This is a genomic window from Thermoflexus sp. (genome assembly GCF_034432235.1).
GTDB lineage: Bacteria > Chloroflexota > Anaerolineae > Thermoflexales > Thermoflexaceae > Thermoflexus.
Genome location: NZ_DAOUCJ010000111.1, coordinates 49,641 through 67,339, shown reverse-complemented (window position 1 = coordinate 67,339; position 17,699 = coordinate 49,641). Strand labels below are relative to the sequence as shown.

Annotated in this window: 22 protein-coding genes; 1 reads left to right on the top strand and 21 read right to left on the bottom strand. The window is 64.6% G+C overall.

Going from position 1 to position 17,699, the window contains the following annotated elements:
* Window positions 1-4: 4 nt before the first annotated feature.
* From VAE54_RS13705 to VAE54_RS13605, 21 genes are all read right to left on the bottom strand, one after another.
* Entirely contained in the window at window positions 5-646 is a 642-nt protein-coding gene (locus VAE54_RS13705) for a nucleotidyl transferase AbiEii/AbiGii toxin family protein (protein WP_322802538.1), read from the bottom strand.
* Window positions 639-926, bottom strand: a complete 288-nt coding sequence (locus VAE54_RS13700) for a hypothetical protein (protein ID WP_322802537.1) — start codon at window positions 924-926, stop codon at window positions 639-641. Before VAE54_RS13700 ends, VAE54_RS13705 begins: the two co-directional genes overlap by 8 nt.
* Before the next feature lie 94 nt (window positions 927-1,020).
* Window positions 1,021-2,307 carry an NADH-quinone oxidoreductase subunit NuoF gene (gene nuoF / locus VAE54_RS13695; RefSeq protein WP_322802536.1) on the bottom strand — a complete coding sequence of 429 codons (1,287 nt, stop codon included), beginning with the start codon at window positions 2,305-2,307 and terminating at the stop codon, window positions 1,021-1,023.
* Window positions 2,307-2,783 (bottom strand): NADH-quinone oxidoreductase subunit NuoE, encoded by a 477-nt coding sequence (nuoE, locus tag VAE54_RS13690; protein ID WP_322802535.1) that lies wholly within the window; start codon window positions 2,781-2,783, stop codon window positions 2,307-2,309. Before nuoE ends, nuoF begins: the two co-directional genes overlap by 1 nt.
* Window positions 2,784-2,855: 72 nt before the next feature.
* A complete protein-coding gene (locus VAE54_RS13685; protein WP_322802534.1) occupies window positions 2,856-3,464 on the bottom strand; it encodes a hypothetical protein in 609 nt (202 codons plus the stop codon).
* A complete protein-coding gene (locus VAE54_RS13680; RefSeq protein WP_322802533.1) occupies window positions 3,461-4,288 on the bottom strand; it encodes an alpha/beta fold hydrolase in 828 nt (275 codons plus the stop codon). Before VAE54_RS13680 ends, VAE54_RS13685 begins: the two co-directional genes overlap by 4 nt.
* Window positions 4,289-4,331: 43 nt before the next feature.
* Window positions 4,332-5,573: an NADH dehydrogenase (quinone) subunit D gene (nuoD, locus tag VAE54_RS13675; RefSeq protein ID WP_322802532.1), complete on the bottom strand. Its 1,242-nt coding sequence runs from the start codon at window positions 5,571-5,573 to the stop codon at window positions 4,332-4,334.
* 102 nt (window positions 5,574-5,675) lie between these two features.
* On the bottom strand, window positions 5,676-6,194 hold the full coding sequence (locus VAE54_RS13670; protein WP_322802531.1) for an NADH-quinone oxidoreductase subunit C: 519 nt from the start codon (window positions 6,192-6,194) through the stop codon (window positions 5,676-5,678).
* Between the two features lie 177 nt (window positions 6,195-6,371).
* A complete protein-coding gene (locus VAE54_RS13665) occupies window positions 6,372-6,887 on the bottom strand; it encodes an NADH-quinone oxidoreductase subunit B family protein (protein WP_322802530.1) in 516 nt (171 codons plus the stop codon).
* A complete protein-coding gene (locus VAE54_RS13660) occupies window positions 6,875-7,246 on the bottom strand; it encodes an NADH-quinone oxidoreductase subunit A (RefSeq protein ID WP_322802529.1) in 372 nt (123 codons plus the stop codon). Before VAE54_RS13660 ends, VAE54_RS13665 begins: the two co-directional genes overlap by 13 nt.
* A 218-nt stretch (window positions 7,247-7,464) precedes the next feature.
* Complete coding sequence (locus tag VAE54_RS13655; protein WP_322802528.1) at window positions 7,465-8,106, bottom strand: hypothetical protein; 642 nt, start codon at window positions 8,104-8,106, stop codon at window positions 7,465-7,467.
* 24 nt (window positions 8,107-8,130) lie between these two features.
* A complete protein-coding gene (locus VAE54_RS13650) occupies window positions 8,131-9,525 on the bottom strand; it encodes a selenium-binding family protein (RefSeq protein WP_322802527.1) in 1,395 nt (464 codons plus the stop codon).
* A gap of 18 nt (window positions 9,526-9,543) precedes the next feature.
* Window positions 9,544-10,044 carry a carbonic anhydrase gene (locus VAE54_RS13645; RefSeq protein WP_322802526.1) on the bottom strand — a complete coding sequence of 167 codons (501 nt, stop codon included), beginning with the start codon at window positions 10,042-10,044 and terminating at the stop codon, window positions 9,544-9,546.
* Window positions 10,041-10,301, bottom strand: a complete 261-nt coding sequence (locus VAE54_RS13640) for a 4Fe-4S dicluster domain-containing protein (RefSeq protein WP_322802525.1) — start codon at window positions 10,299-10,301, stop codon at window positions 10,041-10,043. The genes VAE54_RS13645 and VAE54_RS13640 overlap by 4 nt, the downstream gene beginning before the upstream one ends.
* Window positions 10,282-12,006, bottom strand: a complete 1,725-nt coding sequence (locus VAE54_RS13635) for an FAD-binding protein (protein WP_322802524.1) — start codon at window positions 12,004-12,006, stop codon at window positions 10,282-10,284. Before VAE54_RS13635 ends, VAE54_RS13640 begins: the two co-directional genes overlap by 20 nt.
* The gene (locus VAE54_RS13630; protein ID WP_322802523.1) at window positions 12,003-12,632 is read right to left on the bottom strand and encodes an ABC transporter permease; all 630 of its coding nucleotides are present in this window, start codon (window positions 12,630-12,632) and stop codon (window positions 12,003-12,005) included. Before VAE54_RS13630 ends, VAE54_RS13635 begins: the two co-directional genes overlap by 4 nt.
* A 151-nt stretch (window positions 12,633-12,783) precedes the next feature.
* Window positions 12,784-13,953: an ABC transporter substrate-binding protein gene (locus tag VAE54_RS13625; RefSeq protein WP_416223818.1), complete on the bottom strand. Its 1,170-nt coding sequence runs from the start codon at window positions 13,951-13,953 to the stop codon at window positions 12,784-12,786.
* Between the two features lie 66 nt (window positions 13,954-14,019).
* Entirely contained in the window at window positions 14,020-14,793 is a 774-nt protein-coding gene (locus VAE54_RS13620; RefSeq protein WP_322802521.1) for an ABC transporter ATP-binding protein, read from the bottom strand.
* Window positions 14,790-15,359, bottom strand: coding sequence for a DUF4242 domain-containing protein (locus tag VAE54_RS13615; protein ID WP_322802520.1), 570 nt, complete (start codon window positions 15,357-15,359; stop codon window positions 14,790-14,792). The genes VAE54_RS13620 and VAE54_RS13615 overlap by 4 nt, the downstream gene beginning before the upstream one ends.
* 24 nt (window positions 15,360-15,383) lie before the next feature.
* Window positions 15,384-15,644 carry a sulfurtransferase TusA family protein gene (locus tag VAE54_RS13610; protein ID WP_322802519.1) on the bottom strand — a complete coding sequence of 87 codons (261 nt, stop codon included), beginning with the start codon at window positions 15,642-15,644 and terminating at the stop codon, window positions 15,384-15,386.
* Window positions 15,645-15,704: 60 nt separating this feature from the next.
* On the bottom strand, window positions 15,705-16,550 hold the full coding sequence (locus tag VAE54_RS13605; protein WP_322802518.1) for a sulfurtransferase: 846 nt from the start codon (window positions 16,548-16,550) through the stop codon (window positions 15,705-15,707).
* A 697-nt stretch (window positions 16,551-17,247) separates the two neighbouring features.
* Between VAE54_RS13605 and rplI the strand changes: the two genes are divergently transcribed.
* Window positions 17,248-17,697, top strand: coding sequence for a 50S ribosomal protein L9 (gene rplI, locus VAE54_RS13600; protein WP_322802517.1), 450 nt, complete (start codon window positions 17,248-17,250; stop codon window positions 17,695-17,697).
* Window positions 17,698-17,699: the final 2 nt, after the last annotated feature.

Genomic DNA, 17,699 nt, shown 5'->3' with positions numbered 1-17,699 from the left:
CCCCTCAGCCCCCATAGACGTCCGGCCTGGAGCGACGCATCAATGTCTCCGCCAGGTCCGCATAGAACCGTCGGAAGTCCTCCAGATCCAGAGGCCGGTATAAAGGCGGAAGGGCCCGCATCCGCTTCAACTGCTGATGAATGAAACCCGCCAGATAGAACTCCTTCAGTCCCGGATCCTTCTGACGCGCCAGGGTCAGCAGATGATCGAAAGTCCAACCCGTATCCTTCAAAACGAAGTAAAGATCGATGAAATCCCGCAGCTCGCCACGGCTCATCAGAGCGGTTACCTTGTTGGCCGCAATGTTTTCCAGGGAATCCACCTGTATTCCTTCCCGCTCCACCGGGGAGCCGAACCAGGGTCCAGGATCATAGGCGAGATCCACCTTCAAGGGTGAGGAGCCCTCCGCTTCGAACAGGAAGACACGACAGAAAAAAGGGGAGCGTCGTTCGAGCGCCACCGCCAGCCCTTCCTGATGGGCGATGTCGCTTATCCCACGCTCCACGTCCTGCATGTCCCCTGGGTTCGGCGTGAACAGGTCCAGATCCTCACTGATTCGATGGAACAGGTAAAAGGCAGCCAGCGCGGTCCCTCCAGTGAGCACGAACTGGTGAGCAAAGGGCCTGGCGAAGAACGCTTTAAGCACCCTCCTCTGGAGGGGCGTCAGAAGCGACCTCATATCCCCAGACATGGAGACCCCACTCCCAGATCTCGCGCAGGTCCGGCGGCCAGATGTAGCGCCGGACCACCGGCCAGTTCGCCGCGATCTCCGCCGGCGTGACATACTGCCAGATGGCCTCGAAGGGGGCCTCCGAGACGATCCGCCCGATCAGGCGAGCTCGCTCCTCCGGATCCCCCTCGCGGAGGATTCGCCGGATCTCCTCCTCGGTTAAATCCCCGCTCCACGAGAAAGGCGCACGGGGCATCGTCCCTCCCGCCATCGGCATCCACGCAATCCAGCCACCGCCTTACCCTTGCTGGGGTTGGCCTGGACGTGCGCGTCTCCAGGCCTCCCGCCGCTCAGGCAGGCATCTCCGCGGGTGTCTTCGCCACGCGCTGGAGATAGGCCTCGTATTCCTTTCGGAAATACTTCAGGCTGGAGAGCACCGGGCTGGTGGCGAAGTCCCCCAGGGGGCAGAGGGTCTTGCCCGCCATCTGACGGGCGATGCTCTCCAGAAGCTCGGGATCCTGAGGGCGTCCGCGACCGGCGATGATCCGCTCATAGACCCGGCGCAACCAGTAAGTTCCCTCCCGGCACGGCGTGCACTTGCCACAGGACTCATGCTGAAAGAACCGCACCATCTTGTAAGCCGCCCAGACGATGTCCACCGTGTCATCCAGGACGATGATGGAAGCCGAACCCAGCATGGAGCCAGCGGCCTGGACGGATTCGTAATCCAGGGGGGTGTCCAGGGCGGAGGCCGGCAGCATGGGGGCGGAGGCCCCCGCCGGGAGGATGGCCTTCACCGTCCGCCCATCCTCCAGCAGGCCCTGACCGTATTCTTCCCCAAAGATGAGATCCCGGAAGGTGATCTTGCCCAGCTCCGCCTCATAGTTGCCCGGCCGGCGCACCCGGCCGCTCAGGCAGAAGATCTTGGGGCCCGGGCTTTTCTCCGTTCCCATCGTCCGATACCAGGCCGCGCCGTGGAGGATAATCGGAGGCACATTGGCCAGAGTCTCCACGTTGTTGACCACCGTCGGCTGGCCGTAGAGGCCATAGGTCGCCGGGAACGGCGGACGCACCCGGGGATGGCCGATCTTCCCCTCGAGGGATTCCAGGAGCGCCGTCTCCTCCCCACAGATATAAGCCCCGGCCCCCAGGTGAACGAACATCTCCACGGAATAACTCGTGCCCAGGACGTTGCGGCCGATGAAGCCAGCCGCGTAGGCCTCCGCGATGGCCGCTTCCAGGCGGCGGGCCACCGAGCGGTACTCCCCACGGATATAGATATAAACACGCTCCGCCTGGATCGCATAAGCAGCCAAAAGCGCCCCCTCGATCAGCTGGTGGGGATTCCCCTCCATGATCTCGCGATCCTTGAAGGTCCCCGGCTCGGATTCATCGGCGTTGACCACCACATATTTCGGGAACACATCTTTCGGCACGAAGGACCACTTCATCCCGGTGGGGAAGCCCGCCCCGCCTCGCCCCCGCAGGCCGGAGGCCTTCACCTCCTCGATCACCTGATCCGGGGTCATAGCGGTGAGGGCCTTCCGCCACGCCTCATAGCCGCCGTGGCGGACGTAGACCTCCAGACGATGGAGATCGGGGATCTCCCGATGTCGCAACAGGATATAGCGTCCCATCACATCCCATCCCGGGAGAGATCTTCAATCACTCGATCGAAAACCTCGGGGGTCACATGCTCCACAAACTCCAGATCCACCTGCATGGCGGGCGCCCGATGGCACGCTCCGATGCACATCACGGTCTCCAGGGTGAACCGGCCATCCGGCGTGGTCTCGCCGGGGCGCACCCCCAGGCGGCGGATGGCATACGCCACCAGTTCGTCCGCCCCTCGCAGCGCACAGGGGAGATCATCACAGATCTGGATCCGGTGGCGGCCGATGGGGCGATCATAGAAAAGGGTGTAGAAGCCCACCACCTCCCGAACCTCCGTGGGGCTGACGCCGGTGATCTCCGCCACCTCCCGGATGCCCTCCTCGGTGCAGTAGCCATATTCCTGCTGCACCAGATAGAGCAGGGGGAGGATCGCCGAACGCTTCACCGGATATTTCGCCAGGATCGCCTCAATCTCCTGCGCGTATTTCTCCCGGAGCATCCTCTCCGCCTCGATTCAGGATGGAAAACCCTGCTTTCCGCACGCGCGAGCCCAGCGCCCGCGGAGTTCCCCTCACACCTCGACCCGATAGCGGCAGGCGGGGTCTCCCCGGCCGCGGCAGGCTTCCTCCATCACGTGGACCGCCTCCGTCGGCCGCTCCAGCACCCAGGCTGTCAGCGCCTCCAGCACGCCGGCGGGGAGATCACAGCACGGCTCCGCACAGCGGATATCCACGCAGTAAGGACAGGAGGGGTTCTCCCAGTAAATCCGATCCCCCTCCCGCCACACGCGGGGCGAAGAGCCGGTCTCCGTGCGGACCACCGCGGCCGCCCGCTGCCAGGCGTTGTAAACCCGCTCCCGGGGTGCATGCAGGAACCCGGAGACCATGCGGATCAAGTTCGCCACCCAACCATAGGCCTGGAGATCCCGACGCAGGACCTCATGCCCGATCCGGCGGAGCATCCAGCCCCCATCCGGGCCGAACCGCTCCCGGATGGCGTAGCAGAACGCGGAGATCTCCTGGAACGTGACCCCCGGCTCCGGGCTGAGGGGTGGTAAGGCCTCCTCATAACGCTCCAGCCCGGCCCGCCGCAGCGCATCCCGCCATGCCTCTGGACCGATGATGGATCGGGCCGCATCCAGGATCTGGCGGGCGTAACGATGGGTGAGCTGCCCGCTCATCGCCCTCCCTCCCCCAGCGCCTGGGCCAGGAACGCCTCCAGCAGGGGCGTCACCACATCGGGGCGCTCCAGGTTGACGATGTGCCCGGCCTCGGGGATGACTTCCAGGCGCGCCCCGGGGATCGCCCGGGCCATCCGCTCCGCCTCATGAGGGGGTCGCGAGACATCATCGGCCCCCACCACCACCAGGGTCGGCGCCCGGATCTCCCCCAGCCGCTCCAGCACCGAGGTCCGGCTGAAGATCCCCCGCCCGATGGCCAGGATCCCCGGCAGGCGCTCGGGCGGGACGGCGGCGAGGGCCGCCTTGAACCGGGCGATGAGCTCCGGGTCCCGCTGGACCGTGACGGGCGAGAAAAAGAAGGGCACCAGCGCCTCCAGGATGGGCGGGGGGAGCGCCCCCGCCTGCTCCACGGCGGCCATCATGGCGAAATACCGTTGCCGGGATTCCTCCGGCTCCGCGCCTGCATCGGTATCCATCAGCACCAGGGCGGCGACGGCCTCCGGGTGGTTCAGGGCCAGGCGCATCCCCCACATCCCGCCCACCGAGAGGCCGACCACCGCGAACCGGGAGAGCCCCAGGGCCTGGGCGAAAGCCCACATGTCCTCCGCCAGCTCATCCACCGAGTAGGGCGAATGCGGCGGAGGGTCTGAGCGGCCGTGGGCCCAGATCTCCGGCACGATGCAGCGGTAGGCCCGCGAGAGGACGGCCACCTGGGGCTCCCACATCCGGGCATCCCACAGGTAGCTGTGCCCGAACAGCACCGGGAACCCTCTCCCGTGCTCCTCGTAGAACATGCGGCGTCCGCGGATCACCACCTCTGGCATCCCTCACCTCCTGACTTGAGGATAGGCCGGCGAACCTGCCCCCTCAGCGATCCACTTCCCCCAGCACGATGTCGATACTGCCGATGATGGCCACGAGATCGGCCACCAGGCATCCCTTCGCCATGATCGGGAGGGCCTGGAGATTGACGAAGGAGGGCGCCCGGAAATGGACCCGGCGGGGCTTCGGGGAGCCATCGCTGTTGATGTAGACCCCGAACTCCCCGCGCGGAGATTCCACGGCGTGATAGACCTCGCCCGGCGGCGGGCTAAACCCTTCCGTCCAGAACTTGAAGTGATGGATCAGCGCCTCCATGCTCCAGGCCAGCTCCTCCTTCGGCGGCGGCGTCACCTTGCGATCCGGGGTGATGTAGGGCCCCTTCGGGAGGCGTCGAAGGGCCTGGTCGATGATGCGCAGGCTCTGGCGCATCTCCTCGATGCGCACCATGAAACGGTCATAAACGTCGCCGTTCTCCCCCAGCGGGATGTCGAACTCGAAGTGATCATAGGAGGAATACGGCTGGGCCTTGCGGACATCGTAGTTCACCCCGGAGCCCCGCAGGGAGGGGCCGGTGATCCCCCAGGCGATGGCCTCCTCCGGCGAGATCACCCCCACCCCCTTCGTCCGCCGAAGCCAGAGTGGGTTCCGCTTCAACAGGCGCTCGTATTCATTGATCCGGGACGGCATGAGCTTCAGGAAAGCGCGCACCGCATCCTCGAACCCCTCGGGGACATCGCGCCACAGCCCGCCAACGCGGAAATAGGAGACCATCATCCGCTGGCCGGAGACCATCTCGAAGATGTCCAGGATCATCTCCCGTTCCCGGAAACAGTAGAGAAACACGCTCATCGCTGCGATGTCCAGGGCATGGGTTCCCAGCCAGACCAGATGGCTGGCAATGCGCTGGAGCTCCGTGAGGATAACCCGGATATACTGGGCCCGCAGAGGAACCTCCACTCCCAGCAACTTCTCCACGGCCATCACGTAGGCCAGGTTATTGGACATCGGGGAGAGGTAATCGATGCGATCCGTCAGGGGGATGATCTTGGTGTAGGTCTTCGACTCGCAATGCTTCTCGATGCCCGTGTGCAGATAGCCGATATCGGGAACGACGGAGACGATGGTCTCGCCGTCCAGCTCGACCAGCAAGCGTAACACGCCATGGGTGCTCGGATGCTGCGGGCCGACATTCAAAAGGATGGTCTCCCCTCGAAGCGCTCGTTCGGAGACCAGATGCTTCAACTGCTCCAGCGTGAATTCCTGAACCTCGCCTTCCCGGATCGCCATGAGCGCTTAACCTTTCCTTGGGGAATGGAGCTTCACGGGCTCAGAGTCGTGCTGCGGACCCTCACCGGGAGCGTCCCGAGCCGGCCCCCGAAGAGAAGGAAGTTATTCCTTCACGTAGGGCTTCCGGGAATCGATCTCCCGCCAGTTAAAAGAGAACTGGACCGGCTCCACCACCAGGGGGTGATCCCGTCGCAACGGATGCCCTTCCCAGTCCTCCGGCAACAGGATACGGCGCAGATCCGGATGGCCTTCGAAGCGGATGCCGAAGAGATCGTAAACCTCCCGCTCGTGCCAGTTCGCCGTGGGCCAGATCCCGGTTACCGTGGGGACCACCGGGTCCTCTTCCTCCACAAAGACCTTTACTCGAAGCCGGAGGTTGTGGGGAAGGGAGTAGAGATGATAGTTGACCGCAAAACGGGGCCGATCCGGCCAGTAATCCACCGCGCACAGATCAGATAGGAAATTAAATCGACATGCAGGATCGTCCCGGAGAAAACGACAGAGATCCACCAGGGATTCCCGACGGACCACCAGGGTCGTTTCCCCTCGGAACTCAATGATCTCCTGAAGAGCCTCGCCGAAACGGGTCCGAATCGCTTCCACCACGTCCTGAATCGACACGCTCTCCTCCTTCCCCCCACGAATCGATTTCTTCCCTCCCCCCGCCGCGGCGTAGGGAGGGCAGGCACCTTCCGATCCGCTCCGAGAATCAACTCGGGCGACGGCTGTTGCCGCAGGAAACCCCGGGGCCAGGATCTGGGGAAACCGGATGGATCCTCGAGATCCCAGCCTACCCGATCAACGGATCCGGCCACCGCGCCGGATCTTCTCGTGCAGCAAGAGGATGCCCTCGATCAACCCCTCGGGACGGGGCGGGCAACCCGAGACATACACATCCACCGGGATGATCTCATCCACTCCCTGGACGATGGCGTAATTGTTGAAGACCCCCCCGGTGGAGGCACAATCGCCCATGGCGATCACCCACTTCGGCTCGGTCATCTGATCGTAAAGCCGCCGGACCACTGGGGCCATCTTCCGGCTCACCCGACCGGCCACGATCATCAGATCCGCCTGGCGCGGCGAGGCCCGCATGATCTCCATCCCGAACCGGGAAAGATCGTAATGGCTGGCCTGGGTAGCCATCATCTCGATGGCACAACACGCCAGGCCGAACAGCAACGGCCACATGGCCCGGGTCCGCCCCCAGGCGGCTACCCATTCCAGCGCCTCCTCCAGCGTGGTGAGCGCCACCCCCACCTCCCCCGTCTTCTGACCCGCCACCACCGCCACCGGCTCCTTCACCGCTCCCATTCGAAGGCTCCTTTCCGCCAAGCGTAGACATATCCCACCAGCAGGATCAGAACAAAGATCGCCATCTCCATCAGAGCGATAACCTTCAAGGCTCGAACTTGCAGAGCCCATGGATAGAAGAAAACAATTTCAATATCAAATAGAATAAAAAGAAGGGCGATAAGATAAAATTTGACCGGAAAACGCCGCTGCGCCGGACCGATGGGGATCATGCCCGACTCATAGGGAAGGTGCTTGCGACGGCTGGGCCGTCGAGGGGCCAGAAGGGCCGGTGCCAGCATGGCTGCCGCTCCGATCCCCAGGCCGATCAGAAGCAACAGCCCGATCGGCACATACTCCAGGAGGGTTCCCGTCCCCATGCTTCCCCCCACACGGGTCTTTTGTTCATTTTACCACAAAGGGAGGGGGCGTCAATGGGCGAGAGGTTGAGCCCGACGGAGCGTGGGATGGACGCCGCGCCCCAAAGGGATTCCGGGAAGCCGCCACCCCTTTCCGAAAGCGCGGATGGTCGTCCGATGGATGGAGGACCTCATCCCGGGAAGCGGCAGGATGGAGAGCGGATGGGGCGGACTTCTTCTCAAAGAAGGAAGGAGAAAAGCGCAGTAGCCATCAAGGCGAAGGCCCAGAGGAGATCCAGGTTCACCCAGGCCTGTCGTAGGAGAGCCCATCGGCCGCCTTCATATACGATCCATGCGACCAAGGCCATGGTGAGCAGATACCCCAGGGTATGCGCGCCGACCATGCGGAGGCTGTGTCGCAGGCTCAGCAGCCATGCAGGATCAAGCCCTCCGCTCCCATACTGCCCGGGGACCACACAGAATGGACCGAGCAGGAAAGGAGAAAGCATGAGGCCTGCGCCATGGCTGGAGGCCATCAACGTTGACCACAGGACCAGATCGCGGAATCCCACCCGCAGACCGACCCATCGAGGATGGCGAGCGCGGACCAGCCGGAACACCCCAAAACCTGCCAGGACCAGGGCGATCCCCCCGCGCACGAACCGAAGGGGCAGAACGTTAGGAAGGGCCGTCAGCAAAAGGGCGACCGCTCCAACGGCCAGGAAGTGACCTATCCCGATCGGCACCAGGGCCTGCAGGAGGGCCCGGCGCCGTCGCTCCTGCAGGCCCAGAGCCAGAGCGAACAGCCACCCCATCGCGGGATTCAGGCCATGGTAAGCTCCCAGCAGAAACACCCCGCCCCACGGGATCCAGTCCGTCATCCCTCCTCCCTCCCCCAGGCCTCCTCACGGATAGCAGAAGGAGTCCGAGGAAGCATCCCCTCCTTCCAGCCGGACCTGGTGCGGCCGGTAATCCCCAAATTCCACGAAAAACGCCGGATCCACGGCCACCCCCCCATCGGGACCGACATCCAGCTTCGCCAGCCATCCCCGAATGCCATCCGGGTAGAAGATCGGATCCCATGGGATATACAGGGAGTTCGTCACGTAGACCCGGCGGCCATCCCGGCTGATCTCGACCATCTGCGGGCCTCCGTTCAAGGGTCGCGCGGGATCTTTCGGATGAGGAGCACGGCTCACGATCCCCCCAAGGCGCACGGCACCGGTCAACCGGGGGTGGAAGGGATCGGAGACATCATATTGGCGCAACTCCCCGGTGCCCCAGCATGAAACATACAAAAAGCGATCGTCCAGGGAGAGATTGATATCGGTCACCAGGGGCGGGACGGCGCGGAAGTCCCGGAGGAGGGGAGGGAGCAGATCCGGATCTGCCGGTTCCGCTGGAATCTCGATGACCTTGCGGACAGCCCAGGACCCGTTCTCACGATACCAGAGCCATACCGAAGCGGACAGATCCTTTAAGGATAGAACCACCCCGGCAAACCCATAGGCCTTCGTCGGATCGTGGGCTGGCCGCAGCTCCAGGACCATCTGATGTTCTGGCCCCAGATCCAGGCTCTGGATATGGCGACGACGCCGAAGATCCCACACGTGCAAACGATGTCCATAGCGGCCGTTCAGCAAAGCCTCGACATCCACTCCCTGCTCCACCATGCGGGGGGTTCCCCATTCGCTGGTGATCAGCACATCGTAGCCCAGGTGCCACCAGAAATCGTAAGCCAGGAACTGCGGACCTCGATCCACCTCCCAGCGCCCCAGGACCTCAAAGGTGTAATGATCGATCACGAAGATCCCCCCTGGCCCATCCCCCTCCGGGCTCCCTAAGGCGCTGATGTAGATCCCATCCGGCCCGCAATGCACGGTGTGGGGGCGGGAGTAGCCTGTCCGGGAGGCGATCACCTCCGGCTCGATCACCCGCACCAGACGGGGGCTCCGGGGATCCGGCTGGGTGTCCACAATGTAGATCCGGGACGAGCGCAACCCAGGGAGAATCAAGTATCGGCGCTGAACGTGGGGATGGGGCGCATAAGGGCACAGCGCCGAGCTGCATGCGTTCCAGCCGAAATGATGGAGCTCATCGCCAGCATAGGGCAGCTCCGCCTTTCCAATCACCTGACCGTAGGTGGGGGAACGCGGGTCCACATCCACCACCGCCAGGGCATCGGGCCGCCCATCGGGCTGGGGGTTCACCGTCGCCACATAGGCCAGGCGCTCCGGGGGCGCCTGCATGGCGAGCCGAGGGGACGGATAGAAGCTGGGGTCGGGCTTCCAGAGCACCATCACTCACCTCCGGAAGGGTTAGGGATTCATGGGGACTTCGCGGAGCCGGCCGGTGCGCACGTCGTAAATGAAGCCGCGGATGGCGTCTTTATAGAGCAGAAAGGGGCTGGCCTGAAGCCGCCGGATGGATTGTCGGACATCCTCCTCCAGATCGGAGAAGGCCTCGAAGGCGAAGGGCGGCCGGATCCCGATCTCCGCCTGGATGCGATCCTTTAAATCATCATCCCGGAACGTCAGCATGCCGCAGTCCGTATGATGGATCAGCATAATCTCCCGCGTGCCCAGCAGACGTTGGGAGATCGTCAGGGAACGGATCACATCCTCCGTGACCACCCCTCCGGCGTTGCGGATGATGTGGGCCTCGCCCTCCCGAAGGCCCAGGATCCGGTGCACATCGATGCGCGCGTCCATGCAGGTCACGATGGCCAGCCGGCGGGAGGGAGCAGCGGGGAGATGACCCTGGTCGAAGGAGGCCGCGTAGGCCTCATTGTGACGCAGGAGCGCCTCGATCTCGCTCATCTCTCTTCCCTCCCTTCGATCTCAGCGGGGAAAGGCCATACCGCGTGCAATGGGCTTCGCTCCGGGCTGACATACAGACAGCCTACCGGGCAGTATTCCTCGCAGATGAAACAGCTCATGCAATCCTCGGGATAGATGGCTCGGGCCACCGGCTTCCCCCGCCCATCCCGCGGGGTCATCCGGAACACATCCAAGGGGCAGACCCGCACACACAGGCCGCATCCCACGCACCGCTCCTCATCCACGAAGCAGATCATCTGCGCCCTCCGGAGGTTCCGCCCGTAACGAGGAGGGAGGCCAGAGCCAGACCTCGAAATCCGCATCCGCTCCTTCTCCCTGCAGGCGCGCCGCTGTCCAGACCTCCCATACGGGGCCTCCCGGGTTCGGAAAATCCAGGCGGCGGTGCCAGCCTCGGCTCTCCTCCCGAACCACAGCGCTGGCCAGCATCGCCTCCGCCACCAGGGCGGCATGACGAACCTCATGACAGCAGGCCAGATCGTGCCAGTCCCGTGCCTGCAGCCCCTCGGCCTCCCGACGGATCTCCCGAATCCGGGACAGGGCCGCTTGTAATCCCTCGCGGGTCCGGAGAAAGCTGACGCAGGGATCCACCACCACCTGTTGGAGCTGACGGAGCACCGAGCGGGGCGAGGGTCCCTTTCGGCGCTCCAGAGGCTCTACGGTTTCCCTCAAACCCTCCTCGATCGCCCTGTCAGTCCGTTCAGGTTCCGGCGCGGAGCGGCCTCGGACCCACCCGGCGGCCGACAAGCCGGCCCAGAGACCGCTGACCCCTGCCCACGCCAGATTCAAGAAAGTAATGCCGCTGCCCGCCCCTGTGATCGGCGTGCGCATGGCCGCATCCCCCGCCACAAACAGACCCGGGATGCTGGTCCACCCGCCGAGCCTCTGCCAGCGAATCCCGCCGCTTCCCCCGATCGAGCCGGTGAACCCTGGGAACCAGGGTACCGGTTCGGCGAATACATCCCGACCCGTGCGCCGCAATCCGCGGGCTACCAAGGGGAACCGTTCCTCCCAATCGCGACGCTCCTCCTCGGAGATCCCCCGCAGATCGAATCGAACGGGCCCTCGACCTTCCAGGAGTTCCAGGATCATGGCCAGCGCCAGCTGATGGGTGGGGGCCGGCTCCGGCAGGCCATGGCGGATCAGGATGTTCTCTCCCAGACGGTTTCGAAACCTCCCTCCGAGAGCAGCCAGCACACACTGACCATGGCTGTCGAACAAGGAGCAGGTAGCCACATAGCTTGCGCAGAACTCCATAGAAGCCAGCTCCGCTCCGAAGCGGGCCGCCATCGCGTAGCCATCCCCCATCACATTGTGCTGTCCCATATGGGCCCCCCGCCATGAGCACCCACCGGAGGCCACAATCACTGCAGGAGCGCGAACGATCACCAGCTCTCCATCCTGTCGCCGGAAACCGACCGCCCCTGCCAGCGCTCCCGCCGGATCCTTTAAGAGGCCGGTGAGGCACGTCTGCTCCAACAGGCGAACGCCCGAGCGCAAGGCCAGTCGCCGGAGAAACCGCATCAGCTCCACGCTGTCCACAACCAGCCGGGGAACATGGGAGCGCCCACCGATCCGCAGCCATCGTCGGCGGGGAGAGCCATCCATCTCCCGCTCCAACGGAGCCCCCCACCGTCCCCACGCCTGCCAGAGGGAGGCATTCTGGCGGATCACCCGCCGGAGAACCTCGGCATGGATCAGCCCCTCGTTAAGGTATTCGTGTTCCCGAAGAAACTCCTCTTCATCGTCCTCCGGCAGCAGATACAGCACCACCCCGCCAGCGAAGGGGCTGACTCCATCAGCCCCTGCGAATCCCTTGCACGCCACCAGCACTCGGGCCCCCGCCCGGGCGGCCGCCCATGCCGCGGTCAACCCGGCCATGCCGGCTCCGATCACCAGCACGTCGCACGTCCGCTCGACCACTCGATATCCACGCCAGATCACGCGCGCCCCTCCCCCGACTTCCGCCAGCGAACCTCCAGCGTGCGGATCCCGGTGTCCAGCAGCAGGCCCACCCCCCCGATCCCCAGGATCGCCGCCATCAGCTCCGAGTAGCTCAGACGGTCGCGCGCATCCAGGAGAAAATAACCCAGCCCGCTGCTTACCCCCAGCATCTCTGCAGGGACCAGAACCACCCAGGCGATGCCCACGGCCATCCGAAGCCCGTTGAAGAGCTGAGCCCCCACGGCCGGGAGGGCGACGTGGATCAGGATATGCATTGTTGAAGCTCCTACGCTGCGGGCCAGCCACAGCCAGCTCCGATTCAGGTGGCGCACCCCAGAGGCCGTGCTCAGCAGGATCGGCCACACAGAAGCGATGGCGATCAGGAAGATCACCGCACGATCCCCGATCCCCAGGGCGATCACCGCGATGGGCATCCAGGAGAGCGGGGAGACCGTGCGCACGAACTGAAGAATCGGGGCAGCAACCCGCTCCAAGTTGGGAAAATACCCGAGGGCCAGTCCAAAGGGCACTCCCACCCCCACCGCCAGCCCCAGCCCGATCAGAACCCGTCGGAGACTCACCCCCGCGTGATAGAGCAGCACCCCCTCCCGGATCAGATGATACATGGCCTCCAGGGAAGGCCCCGGAGCGAACGCGGCAGCCATGGAGGATCGGGGCACCGCGATGCGAATGAGCCCTTCCCAGAGTCCCCATCCAATCCCCAACCCAAGGCAGGATAGTAGAATTGCCATCCCCCTCTGCTTCATAGCCACCGCCTCATGGCTCGATGCGCTCTTGCCGGCGCCATGTCGCCGGCTGGCCGAAGATCCCAGGCCCTCCCAGCTCCTCGACCGCCCGCCGGGCCAACTCCTCCAGCACCAGATCCCGCGCCACATCGGCAGCGTCGAGAGCCCCCAGGAACCCCGTCTCGCCTTCCACTTCCGTCTCCCTTAAGGCGGAGACGAGCGCCTCCGTGAAGGAGGGATAAGGAAAGGGCTGGAAATCGATTCGCATGGGCGACCACTCGGGATGCTGAAGGACGCCTTCATACCCGGAGAGATGGGCGGCGAACACCCGCTCCAGAACCTCGGGGGGATGGGGCAGGTAAGCCCGGCCTGCTCGGGAGAGCAGGCGAGCAGCCTCCCGCCGATTTTGACGCAACCACACCTGAGCACGAACGACGGCCCGAACCACGCCTCGCGCCCATACGGGAGCTCCTTCCAGATCGGCCTCGTGCATCACCACCACACAGCAGGCATGCTCTTTCCACACATCGCCCGTGAAACGAAGGACGCGCCCCACCTGCTGGACCTCAGCCAGCGCGTTGAAGGGTTCGGCCACAATGAACCCGGCGATCCGTCCGGAGGCCAGGGCTGGGGGCATCTCCGGAGGCGGCAACACAATCAAACGCACTTCCTCCGCACCCACCTTCCCCTCTCCGCCGAGCACAGGCCTCAGGCCCGCCTTTCGTAAAAGCATTTGCAGAATCACGTTATGAATGGAATACCAGAAGGGCACCGCTACGGTCTGTCCGCCCAGATCCTTCAACTGCTGAATCTCCGGACGGACCGTCAACGCAGAGCCGTTTACGTGGTTCCAGGCCACAACCCGTGCGGGGAAACGGCGACTGTAGCGCAGCCAGATCGCCGCGGGCATCAAAAGATGGATCACATCGACCTGTCGGGCCTGGAAAGCTTCCATCAGCTGAGCCCATGAGCGGAACAGCCGGAGCTCGGCGCTGCCTAATCCTTCCTCTCGGTAGAAACCCAGAGCCTCCGCTGCCAGCAGCGGCGATGCATCGGTGATCGGAAGGTAACCGATCCGCAACGGACGACCGGGTTGCAGGCCGGGCGCGGAAGCCGGGGATTCGAGGGGCGAGGGCGAAATCGCCCGAGGCAAACAGCCGGAGAGCCCCCCGATCCCCCAACCCAGAAGCATCCCTCCCATCGTCGTCAGCAACTCCCGACGCCGCCAGAGACGGCCTGGAGGACGCCCCATGTTCTTCACCTCCGATTAACGGAAACCTGTGGTGAACGGGAAGGCGAGCGCACGATGAGAAGCCCAACCATCGGCCGTTGCGAGCTCCAGAGCGCGGCGCAGGATCCGATGGGGCGCTTCCCATCCATGCAGAGGCTGATACATGAACACCCGACCGGGGCCTGCCGTGAGAACGATCACCTCATCCGCCAGCCGGATCGCCTCCTCCACGTCGTGGGTGACCAGGACCACCCCGATCCCCTCTCCGGCGGCTCGCCGGATCAACTCCCCCAAGGCGTGACGAGCGGGCGGATCCAGGGCACTGAAGGGCTCATCGAGCAGAAGCACCCGGGGGTGACGGGCCAACGCCCGGGCCAGCGCCACCCGCTGCGCCATTCCCCCCGAAAGCTGATGGGGATACCAATCCGCGAACTCCTGGAGCCCCACCCACGCCAGCGCTTCCTCAACTCGCCGCCGGGACTCCGCTCCCGACAGCCCCATGAATCGAACCCCGAAATGGACGTTCTCCTGCACCGAAAGCCAGGGCAGCAAACAGGGGTCCTGGAACATCAGCGCCAGCTCCGGGTGACCTGCCCGGATCGGCTCTCCCCGAAGTCGGACCTCCCCCTCGTCGGGGGTCTCCAGCCCAGCCAGCAGACGCAAGAGGGTGGATTTCCCTGCCCCGCTGGGCCCCAACACCGCCAGCACCTGACCTGCCGGAACTTCCAGGGAAACCCGCAGGAGCACCGGCACCCGGCGCCCTCGGACGGAATAGCTTTTCGACAACCCTTCCGCGCTCAGCAAGCTCATCCTGCCCCTCCCGCAACGCTTCGATCGGAAAGCCCCGGGTCGAACTCCCGATCCACACGGATGATCGCATCCACGGGGGCTTCCACCACCTCCCGGGCTCGCCGGACATCCTCCTCCCGCTCGGCCTCATAGAAACAAATGCATTTGCTCATATCCTCGCAAACATAGGTGCGCAGGAACCGCACCTCCGGGACCAGCGCGTAGCGCGGGGAATTGGCGCGCTTGCGAGCCAGATAGGCTTCCATCGTCAGCCCGGGAGGGAAATTCCATTCCACGATAAAGTCCACAGCCGAGGGGCTTCGGGAGATCTCTTCAACCTCCTGACCGACCAGACGCACCGGCTTAGCCAGCCGAACCTCCAGCCCCACCTCCCGCACGGCCTGCTCGGCGGCCCCCACCTCGGAGGCCTCGATGATCAGAAAGAAACGGGAGCGATCCGCTGCGACCTGGGCCTCCACCAGGCGCTCTCCTCGGGCCCGCAAGGCCTGAGCAAGAGATCCCAGAGTTCGAGCCGCCGTCTCTGGACCGCTGGGAACCGTCGGCGCTGCCTCGATCAAAACCAGCATCGTTTGCCCTCCTGAACACAAGACTCACATCTCCTTTTCCAGCTCGGGGGAAACCCCAAGCAGGATGCGGGCTTCCTCACCCTCCCGCTGCACCTCCAGGACCGCATATCCATTCCGCCTCGCCCATGCGGTGACGGTGAACTCGTCGGCGTAGCCTTTCACCCACACCGCCACCGCCTCCTCCGGCCCTAGGCCGGCCAGGGCTTGCTGAACCCGTCCGATCGGGGAATCCGTGCACAGCTCGATCCCCGCCCGCAGATCCACGGTCCGCACGATCCGTGCCATGGCTTCCCTCCGGTCTTCCGAAGGGCGGGCCTCCGGCCGGAGGCCCGCCCTCGCCTCGCCTCAGCGCTCGATCGGAACGCCGATGGTGTTGCCCCACTCCGACCAGGAACCGTCATAGTTGCGGACATTGGGGTAGCCCAGCAGATGGCGCAACACAAACCAGGTCACCGAAGAACGCTCCCCGATGCGACAATAGGTGATCACCTCCTCGTCCGGGGTGACCCCTGCCTCCTCATAGATCCGGCGCAGGGACTCGGCATCCTTGAAGGTGTCATCGTCGTTCAGGGCCTTCGACCATGGGATGTTCACCGCCCCAGGGATGTGGCCGCCCCGCTGGGCCGCCTCGTTGGGATACTCCGGCGGAGCGGTGATCTCCCCGGTGAACTCCGCCGGGGAACGCACATCCACCAGGGCCACCCCGCGCTTGCCCAGTACGTTCAGGACGTAGGGCAGATGCGCCCGCAGCCGGGCGTCCGGATCCTGAGCCCGATAGGTGGTTGGAGGATACGAAGGGACTTCCTCAGTGAGCGGGCGCTTCTCCTCGATCCACTTCTTGCGGCCGCCGTTCAGCAACCGCACATCCGCATGGCCGTAATACTTGTAGATCCAGAAGGCGAAGGCCGCGAACCAGTTCCGGAAATCCCCGTAAAGCACCACAGTGGTGTCGTTGGAGATCCCCGCACGGCTGTTGAGGGCCTCGAAGGCCTCCTTGCTCAGGATGTCCCGCCGCACCGGGTCGTTCAGATCCTTCCGCCAGTCGAAGAGCACAGCGCCCGGGATGTGACCCAGATGATAGGCGCTGGCCGGGTCATAATCCACCTCCACGATCCGCACCTTCGGGTCCTGCAGGTGCTGCGCCACCCACTCGGTGTCCACCAGGGCCAACGGATCCGCATACGTCGCCATGACCAACCTCCCGGATCAGGGTTTATGGGGAAAGAGACAGAGAACGGCTGCCATCGCTCTGTGCCCGGCCTATCCCCATCCCCCCGAATGGGATATACAGGGACGTTTACAGCAAACGCCATCCGGGCGAAGCAGCAGGGATAGCCGGAGAGGACGCCGAGCAGATCTGAGTCAGGGTGATTCCGTCAGGAGATGAGAGAAGGCGGAGGCAGAAGGGGGTCGGTTCCACTCAGCGGGGCGCGCGTCCCAAGCGGGCGGCCACCTTCTGCCCCCGCTCAGGACAGATACAGGTGTTCATCGAGGAGATGAAATCCACCCGCTGCGCGATCCGCCGTGGCGGAGCGCCCCTCGCGCGAGCTGGTGGGGTAGAGCGCATCACAACCATCGCCTTCGGTCGCTCCGGAAGTTTGTCGCTATATATAGCACGCGCCCGATTTTTTGTCAAGAGGATCAGCGAAAAGGCCATGGGCGGGGGAGATAAAGCAGGGAGGAGCCTTCCCGCCTCCCTGGCCGGGAGCCCAACGAACGGATGCTCCGGGCCACGGGAAGAGGGAGCGCGGTCAGCGTTCTCCCGGAAACGAGCCGGCCGGGCGCTCGCCGGTTGCCCGGATCGCGATTGTCCCGTCATCGGATTCCTGATAAGATACCCCAGGAGTTCCGTCCTGATCGAGTGATCCCGGCGTGGAGGATCAGCGCGATGAAGGTGGTGCTGTTGCGGGATGTGCCGAACCTCGGGCGGGCCGGCGAGGTGAAAGAGGTCGCCGACGGCTACGCGCGCAATTTCCTGATCCCCAAAGGCCTGGCCACGCCAGCTACCGAAGGCCTCATCCGCCACGCGGTGGAAACCCGCCAGGCTGCCGAGCAACGCCGGATCCGCCAGCTGAGCACGGCTCAGGAAAAGGCCGCCCGGCTCCAGGGAGCCGCGGTGACGATCCGGGCTCGGGCCGGGCAGGGCGATCGGCTCTACGGCGCGATCACGAGCCAGCAGATCGCCGAGGCCATCGCTCAACAGCTCGGGGTGGAGGTGGATCGACGGCGGATCGAGCTGGAGGCCCCCATCCGCACTCTGGGCACCCACCCGGTAAAGGTGCGGTTGGGGCCGGAGATCTCCGCCCAGGTCCAGGTGGTGGTGGAACGGGAGGCATAAGC

Excerpts from the sequence above, each read along its gene's own strand:
- VAE54_RS13700 (WP_322802537.1), bottom strand. The coding sequence starts at position 926 with ATGCCCCGTGCGCCTTTCTCGTGGAGCGGGGATTTAACCGAGGAGGAG.
- nuoF (WP_322802536.1), bottom strand. The coding sequence starts at position 2,307 with ATGGGACGCTATATCCTGTTGCGACATCGGGAGATCCCCGATCTCCAT.
- nuoE (WP_322802535.1), bottom strand. The coding sequence starts at position 2,783 with ATGCTCCGGGAGAAATACGCGCAGGAGATTGAGGCGATCCTGGCGAAA.
- VAE54_RS13685 (WP_322802534.1), bottom strand. The coding sequence starts at position 3,464 with ATGAGCGGGCAGCTCACCCATCGTTACGCCCGCCAGATCCTGGATGCG.
- VAE54_RS13680 (WP_322802533.1), bottom strand. The coding sequence starts at position 4,288 with ATGCCAGAGGTGGTGATCCGCGGACGCCGCATGTTCTACGAGGAGCAC.
- nuoD (WP_322802532.1), bottom strand. The coding sequence starts at position 5,573 with ATGGCGATCCGGGAAGGCGAGGTTCAGGAATTCACGCTGGAGCAGTTG.
- VAE54_RS13665 (WP_322802530.1), bottom strand. The coding sequence starts at position 6,887 with ATGGGAGCGGTGAAGGAGCCGGTGGCGGTGGTGGCGGGTCAGAAGACG.
- VAE54_RS13660 (WP_322802529.1), bottom strand. The coding sequence starts at position 7,246 with ATGGGGACGGGAACCCTCCTGGAGTATGTGCCGATCGGGCTGTTGCTT.
- VAE54_RS13655 (WP_322802528.1), bottom strand. The coding sequence starts at position 8,106 with ATGACGGACTGGATCCCGTGGGGCGGGGTGTTTCTGCTGGGAGCTTAC.
- VAE54_RS13650 (WP_322802527.1), bottom strand. The coding sequence starts at position 9,525 with ATGGTGCTCTGGAAGCCCGACCCCAGCTTCTATCCGTCCCCTCGGCTC.
- VAE54_RS13645 (WP_322802526.1), bottom strand. The coding sequence starts at position 10,044 with ATGAGCGAGATCGAGGCGCTCCTGCGTCACAATGAGGCCTACGCGGCC.
- VAE54_RS13640 (WP_322802525.1), bottom strand. The coding sequence starts at position 10,301 with ATGATCTGCTTCGTGGATGAGGAGCGGTGCGTGGGATGCGGCCTGTGT.
- VAE54_RS13630 (WP_322802523.1), bottom strand. The coding sequence starts at position 12,632 with ATGTATCATCTGATCCGGGAGGGGGTGCTGCTCTATCACGCGGGGGTG.
- VAE54_RS13625 (WP_416223818.1), bottom strand. The coding sequence starts at position 13,953 with ATGGGAGGGATGCTTCTGGGTTGGGGGATCGGGGGGCTCTCCGGCTGT.
- VAE54_RS13620 (WP_322802521.1), bottom strand. The coding sequence starts at position 14,793 with ATGAGCTTGCTGAGCGCGGAAGGGTTGTCGAAAAGCTATTCCGTCCGA.
- VAE54_RS13615 (WP_322802520.1), bottom strand. The coding sequence starts at position 15,359 with ATGCTGGTTTTGATCGAGGCAGCGCCGACGGTTCCCAGCGGTCCAGAG.
- VAE54_RS13610 (WP_322802519.1), bottom strand. The coding sequence starts at position 15,644 with ATGGCACGGATCGTGCGGACCGTGGATCTGCGGGCGGGGATCGAGCTG.
- VAE54_RS13605 (WP_322802518.1), bottom strand. The coding sequence starts at position 16,550 with ATGGCGACGTATGCGGATCCGTTGGCCCTGGTGGACACCGAGTGGGTG.
- rplI (WP_322802517.1), top strand. The coding sequence starts at position 17,248 with ATGAAGGTGGTGCTGTTGCGGGATGTGCCGAACCTCGGGCGGGCCGGC.